The organism is Peptostreptococcus sp. MV1, from assembly GCF_000758885.1.
Classification (GTDB): domain Bacteria; phylum Bacillota; class Clostridia; order Peptostreptococcales; family Peptostreptococcaceae; genus Peptostreptococcus.
In genome coordinates, this window is the sequence record NZ_JRNB01000054.1 from 1 (window position 1) to 6,069 (window position 6,069).

At 35.5% G+C, this 6,069-nt stretch carries 8 protein-coding genes; 2 read left to right on the forward strand and 6 right to left on the reverse strand.

The genetic code is table 11. From position 1 onward, the window contains the following. The first annotated feature begins 612 nt into the window (after nt 1–612). Together HMPREF1639_RS03995 and HMPREF1639_RS04000 are read left to right on the forward strand one after the other, a co-directional pair. Nucleotides 613–1,794 (forward strand): pyridoxal phosphate-dependent aminotransferase, encoded by a 1,182-nt coding sequence (locus HMPREF1639_RS03995; RefSeq protein WP_036763523.1) that lies wholly within the window; start codon nt 613–615, stop codon nt 1,792–1,794. A gap of 21 nt (nt 1,795–1,815) precedes the next feature. Further along, complete coding sequence (locus tag HMPREF1639_RS04000) at nt 1,816–2,910, forward strand: YkvI family membrane protein (RefSeq protein WP_036763527.1); 1,095 nt, start codon at nt 1,816–1,818, stop codon at nt 2,908–2,910. 154 nt (nt 2,911–3,064) lie between these two features. On the opposite strand, the gene HMPREF1639_RS04005 is transcribed toward HMPREF1639_RS04000, so the two are convergent. From HMPREF1639_RS04005 to HMPREF1639_RS04025, 6 genes are all read right to left on the reverse strand, one after another. Beyond that, nucleotides 3,065–3,784: a YwaF family protein gene (locus tag HMPREF1639_RS04005; protein WP_036763530.1), complete on the reverse strand. Its 720-nt coding sequence runs from the start codon at nt 3,782–3,784 to the stop codon at nt 3,065–3,067. A gap of 309 nt (nt 3,785–4,093) precedes the next feature. Beyond that, nucleotides 4,094–4,531 (reverse strand): methionine--tRNA ligase subunit beta, encoded by a 438-nt coding sequence (gene metG / locus HMPREF1639_RS04010; RefSeq protein WP_036763539.1) that lies wholly within the window; start codon nt 4,529–4,531, stop codon nt 4,094–4,096. Nucleotides 4,532–4,746: 215 nt separating this feature from the next. Further along, nucleotides 4,747–5,034 (reverse strand): hypothetical protein, encoded by a 288-nt coding sequence (locus HMPREF1639_RS09585; RefSeq protein ID WP_442956594.1) that lies wholly within the window; start codon nt 5,032–5,034, stop codon nt 4,747–4,749. 42 nt (nt 5,035–5,076) lie between these two features. Beyond that, nucleotides 5,077–5,424, reverse strand: coding sequence for an integrase DNA-binding domain-containing protein (locus HMPREF1639_RS09590; protein ID WP_330371697.1), 348 nt, complete (start codon nt 5,422–5,424; stop codon nt 5,077–5,079). Nucleotides 5,425–5,433: 9 nt separating this feature from the next. Further along, nucleotides 5,434–5,715 carry an excisionase gene (locus HMPREF1639_RS04020; protein WP_023920548.1) on the reverse strand — a complete coding sequence of 94 codons (282 nt, stop codon included), beginning with the start codon at nt 5,713–5,715 and terminating at the stop codon, nt 5,434–5,436. Further along, nucleotides 5,681–5,908 carry an excisionase gene (locus tag HMPREF1639_RS04025; RefSeq protein ID WP_036763536.1) on the reverse strand — a complete coding sequence of 76 codons (228 nt, stop codon included), beginning with the start codon at nt 5,906–5,908 and terminating at the stop codon, nt 5,681–5,683. Before HMPREF1639_RS04025 ends, HMPREF1639_RS04020 begins: the two co-directional genes overlap by 35 nt. Nucleotides 5,909–6,069: the final 161 nt, after the last annotated feature.

Genomic DNA, 6,069 nt, shown 5'->3' on the forward strand with positions numbered 1-6,069 from the left:
TCACTATGTGACTTATTGAATTAACCTGCTGTTCAATTTTCAAAGTTCATTATGTTGTTTTTAGCAACTTGTTTATTATACTATTTTCAGAAGAATCTGTCAAGCATTTTTTATATTTTTTCTAAGCAACTTTTCATAAGAAATTTAAGCTCTTTTTGTTTGTCTTTCAACTTGTTATCTCGAAGACAAGTAATACTATATCACCATTTATGACCAGTGTCAACAAGTTTTATATATTTTTTTTACTTTTTTCTTTTCCCTTAACTTTAACAAAACCAAAAATAAAATCATTCGTTTTTATTTAGAATTTACGCCTTTTAGACCAGGTAACCACAAATTAATATTCGTATTATTTTCTTTGTAATTCATTTCGTAATGCTTTATAATCTATCCTTGTAATCATACCACTTATATTATTTTTTATAAGATTTCCCCCTACTCCTATGCTCATATTATTTCTTTTTCAAATCAGACAAGTATTGATGAGTATATATTACACTTATATAAGTATATAAGTCGTAAATATTACACCTACATTATATACAAATTTTTATAATTGGTATAAAATAAATATATCATTTATTAGAATAAATTTTACAAAGGAGGTAACTTATGTTATCAAAAAGACTAGACAATATTGCACCTTCAGTCACTGTAGGTGTCAGCTCTAAGGTCAAAGAAATGAGGGCCCAGGGCATAGATGTAATCAGCCTTAGTATAGGAGAGCCAGACTTCAATGTTCCAGACAAGGCCAAGGAATACGGAAAGAAGTCTTTGGATGAAAACAAGACAAAATACGATTTAACTGCAGGTATCTTGGAGCTAAGAGAAGAAGTATGTAAGAAGCTTAAAAGAGAAAACGATATAGACTACACGCCAGACCAGATAGTCCTATCAAGTGGAGCAAAAAACTCTATCACAAATGTACTACTTGCCACTACTGATCCAGGCAGCGAAGTCCTTCTTCCCCTACCATACTGGGTAAGTTACTCTGAAATGGTAAAGGTAGTGAATGCAGTTCCAGTTGAAGTTAAAACTTCTAAAAAGAATAACTTCAAAGTAACCAGGGAAAATCTCTTAGAAGCCATCACCGACAAGACTAGGCTTTTAATACTAACTAACCCATCCAACCCTACTGGTGCGGTCTATACAAGGGAAGAATTAGAAGAGATAGCTGCTGTCTGCCTAGAAAAAGGTATCTATATAATGGCCGATGAAATATATGAAAAGATTAGGTTTGACGATAGCTTTGTTTCTGTAGCTTCCCTAAGTGAGGAAATAAAGGATATCACAATAACAGTAAATGGATTTGCCAAGTGTGCCGCTATGACAGGAACACGTCTAGGCTACACTGCATCTAATACTGAGATAGCCAAGGCCATGATTTCTATACAGAGCCATATAGTTTCTCACCCATCTCTAACAGCCCAGTATATAGGTCTAGGTGCCCTGTTAGAGTGTGAAGATGATATGCAAAAAATGGTGGCTACCTACAAGCATAGGTGCCAGTTAATCACTAGCAGGCTAGATAAGGTTGAAGGCATTTCCTATATAAAGCCATCCGGTGCCTTCTACATATTCCTAGACCTATCTAAGGTGAAAGAAAACTACCCTTACGAAGACAGTTTTTCAGTCGAATTCTGCCAGAACTTCCTAAGAGATGAAAAGGTAGCTATTATACCTGGCAAAGCCTTTGGTACAGACGATTATGTAAGAATATCCTACGCCTGCCATGAAGATGACTTCCTTGAAGGTATAGATAGGCTAGAAAAATACATAAAAAAATACCTTTAGGTATAAATCGGAGGCAATTCAATGAATAGTGGTAAAATTGATGGTGACCAGATAAGTAAAAGACAGGTAGCCAAGGTTGCAGGTGCTTTTGTGGCCTGGATAATTGGGGCCGGCTTTGCAACAGGCAGAGAGATACTCAGTTTCTTCTCCAGCTTTGGTTACTACAGTTATGGGGTCATCTTCATTATACTAATAGGTTTTTCCTTTACGGGCAAGGTAATCATGGAAACCGGCTACCAACACAGGAATGACCCAGACTTTAGACAATACGAATACTTTTGTGGCAAAAAAATAGGCAAACTTTATTCTATAGTAATGCCCATAATGCTCTTCTTTATGATGGCCATACTTATATCAGCCACAGGGTCTGCTCTCCTAGAGCACTATGGAGTCAACAGGTACTTAGGATCAAGCCTTATGGCCCTTATAGTTTTGATGGCCTACCTAGCAGGCTTTGACAGGTTCATCCAGGTCCTGTCAAAAATAGGACCCATCCTAGTAGGCTTTTTCCTCTTGGTAGGTACCATAGTAATTTTCAAGGACTATGAAAACTTTTCAAGAATAGGCCTATACAAGGACCAGCTAAGTAGCTACCATGCTGCTCCAATATGGTTTTTCAGTGGATTTTTGTATTTCTCCTTGGCCGTATCATCAGGAGGAACCTACTTTTCAAAACTTGGAGCATCTTGCAAGAGTTTAAAAATAGCCAGGTATGGAACTTTATTAGGGGCTCTTGAAGTATCACTTGCTGTCTTTATTCTCAGCACAGCAATCCTCCTAAATATAGACACCATAACCAGGGTAGATGTACCTACCCTATACCTGGCAAAGCATGTAGGCCGACTTATGGCCAGTATATTTACTATCATCTTGCTGTTGGGTATGTTCTCTTCATCCTCTGCAACCATGTGGAGTCTGTGCAAGTTTATATATCCGGAAGATAAGCAGAAAAACAAGATGGCTGCCGTGCTCATAGCTATAGCAGCCACCCTGGTAGGGATATTACCCTTTGCAAAATTGGTTGCAATCATACTTCCGGCTATCGGCTATATCGGTATTTACTATATACTATGCGTAATATACAAGGGAATCAGGGAAATAGTAAAAATCGACTAGAATAAGATATTTTATGAATAGAAAATATTATTCAAATTTATTTAACCTAAAAGGACTGGGTCAGTTCAAAACTAACCCAGCCCTTTTTATACTCATATATATATAATAATCATATCCTATTGAATACTAATAGCCTCAATGCTTACAATATCTATTACATTCCTATGTCTTCAATACTTACATCATTTCCATACCTAATATCGGTAATCTTGTATATTATCTGGATCAAAAGGTCATATACAAGGATAGCAAATAAGAAGTAGAAAGTCATTTTACTAAATTTGTCTGTAAAAATCGGAGACTTGACCATATACCCATAATTTGAGTGTAGACCAAGATTTATGACATACAAGCTCAAATTAAAGAACAGGGTAAAGAGTCTAACCTGATTTTTACACTTCAAAATATAATCTCTATGTTCCTTAAATACCACATAGGCAGCCATAAGGATAGCTATATGGTAAAAATAGAAGAAAGTATTACTAAAATGCGGGAATTTAAATGGGTCCATAGCCGGATGAGACATGGCCAAAATTCCACCAAAAATACCCCATACATATATTACAGGAGTGACCCTCCTATCAGATGTAATCAGATAGTAAATACTTAACAAGGCAGTAACCCTACAATGATAAAGTGGTAATGATTCAGTAAGACCCGAATACTTACCAACAAAATACCAAGTATACCTCATACATATATCTATTAAAAATACTACTAGCAAGACCTTCTTAGTCCTGTTTATAGGATAACCCTTTTTTATATAGTAAATTACAAATGCAAAAGAAACCAATGATAAAAGTATCAAAACCGTTCCATTCATAGGTTCAATTAAATCTGGTTTAGTCCTAAAGAAGTACCTTATCAAATCCACTTATATCTCCCCTCCTTTTCTAGATAATACTAAAAATACCTTTTGTAATTCTGCTTTAGGTATCTTTTTACAAAGCCTACTAAATATGAGACCCACTAATACTTTTACATACGCTTCAAGAAATGTCAATACGATTTATCAATCCTTAAGAAAATCTTTATATTATAGGGGCAAAAAAGGTCTTTATGGTAAATTTTAGGCTTTTTTCATTACTTTATTGCTAAACTTTTTAAAAAAGGGTGCCAAGATTGGCACCCTTAAATATCTATATATTCTTTACATCATATATTATCAAACCCTTATTTTGGCCTAATATAACTTAGCCCCTGCTGGTATCTTGTCGTCTACCATCAATAGGTTAAGTAGTTCTTTTCCATCATAGTCGCATACTGCTGATAATAGCATACCACAAGATTCAAGGCCCATCATCTTTCTAGGTGGTAGGTTAGTGATAGCAACTAGAGTTTTACCTACTAATTCCTCTGGCGAATAGTGCATCTTGATACCTGATAGGATTACCCTCTCCTGGCCAGAACCATCATTTAGAGTAAACTTTAATAGCTTGTTAGACTTAGGTACTTCTTCACACTTCAATACCTTCACTACTCTGAAGTCTGACTTAGAGAAAGTTTCAAAGTCTATATCTTCAAATAAAGGTTCTACCTTTACCTTAGATAGATCTATCTTCACTTCCTTCTTTTCAGTTTCTCCGTCAGCTTCTGACGAACCATCTCTTAGAGGCTTCATTGTTGGGACCCTTTTTGTGGTTCTTTCATACTCGACCAAGCTGGTGTTAATACTATTAAATTCTCCATATTCCAATTATCCCCCATACTTCATATTTTTGCTCTACTTTGAGTCACTTTGCGGGCAAATGATGTAAAATATGATGTAAATGATGTAGGGCGATAGTAGTATATGCAAGAGCATATTCATATACAAGAAATTATAACTTCTCTTATTTACAATGTCAATCCAGTTACTTCCCCCACACGAAGTCCAGTTCCTATCATTACTGCAAAGACCGGATACCAGTGTTCATATACAGGGGGGGTTTTCAGGAAATTCAGAAATAGCTCCTGCTCCGGTTTCGTCAACGCTCTACGCTTTTCCGACTGAAAACAATGTGCTTTTTTCAATTCTCTCAACACATTATCTGACGGGTTATTTCTGATAAAGTCATCATCGACAGCAATCTGTAAAACCTGATGAAGAACCGTATGTATATTATCAATCGTTGAAGGCTTCAAATTTCTTTCATCAACAAGATAATTGTAGTATTTCTTAATATCCTATTTCTTCAGCGTTGATATTCTTTTACTTCCAATCACTGGTCGCACAAAAGTATTGTACATATATTTGTAATTTTCAAAGGTATTGTTCTTCAGCCCTCTTTTCATATTTGCCCAAAGGTCAAATAATTCATCAATGGTTGTGTATCGTGCTTCGGTCTTAATACCATCACATTTATCTTTCTGAATACGCTTCTCTTTTTCTCTCAGGTCATCTAAAGTTCTTGCGTAAACAAATCTTCTTTTCATTTGGCTGTCCTGCCAGCTAAATTGATAAGTACCATCTTTTCTCTGAACCTCTCCGGTTTTCAGAACAACTCTTGATTTATCTTTTCTTTTTGTTGCCATTGTTTCCTCCTAAATTCTAAACTGCTTATCTATATATTTGTCCAGTCGTTCCCTCACAATATGGATTTTATTGCCTATCCATATTGCAAAGGGACAACCTGCTTGATTAGATAACTCACGCAACTTCGTTCTTCCTATACCGGAATATGCTGCGGCTTCTTCGATTGTCAGCCACTTTCTTTCCCATATCGGTTCTTCAGCATTGCTTATGAGTTTTTCCTGATATGTTCTTACTTCGGCAAGTAAGCGTTCATCATCATTCAAGGAAAGTAAGTTTTTCAATGTATTCATCAAAAATCCTCCTCTTAATCATTCGACGATTTCCTATATGAAGAACAAATGGGCATTCTTCTTGGCTTGTTAGTTTTCTCAGTCTTTCTCTACCTATGCCAGAATATTCAACTGCTTCATCAATCGTCAAATTAGACTTATGCCATATCGACACATCATATTTTTTTCGGATAATCTTTTCTGTATCTGCCATTACGGAAGCTCCTCCTTATTTTTTTCTGCCATTATGATAAATTAAAAAAGAGAATCAAGTTTTTGATTCTCTTCATACATTCATTATAGCTTTTATCATCCATTTTATTTGGGTTCTATGTCAAATAACGTTGGTGATAATTTAAATCAATAAAATCTATT

What these genes read in the sequence shown, in the direction of transcription:
- HMPREF1639_RS04025 (WP_036763536.1), bottom strand. Translation starts at nt 5,908, where the DNA reads ATGGCAGATACAGAAAAGATTATCCGAAAAAAATATGATGTGTCGATA.
- HMPREF1639_RS04020 (WP_023920548.1), bottom strand. Translation starts at nt 5,715, where the DNA reads ATGAATACATTGAAAAACTTACTTTCCTTGAATGATGATGAACGCTTA.
- HMPREF1639_RS03995 (WP_036763523.1), top strand. Translation starts at nt 613, where the DNA reads ATGTTATCAAAAAGACTAGACAATATTGCACCTTCAGTCACTGTAGGT.
- HMPREF1639_RS09590 (WP_330371697.1), bottom strand. Translation starts at nt 5,424, where the DNA reads ATGGCAACAAAAAGAAAAGATAAATCAAGAGTTGTTCTGAAAACCGGA.
- metG (WP_036763539.1), bottom strand. Translation starts at nt 4,531, where the DNA reads ATGAAGCCTCTAAGAGATGGTTCGTCAGAAGCTGACGGAGAAACTGAA.
- HMPREF1639_RS04000 (WP_036763527.1), top strand. Translation starts at nt 1,816, where the DNA reads ATGAATAGTGGTAAAATTGATGGTGACCAGATAAGTAAAAGACAGGTA.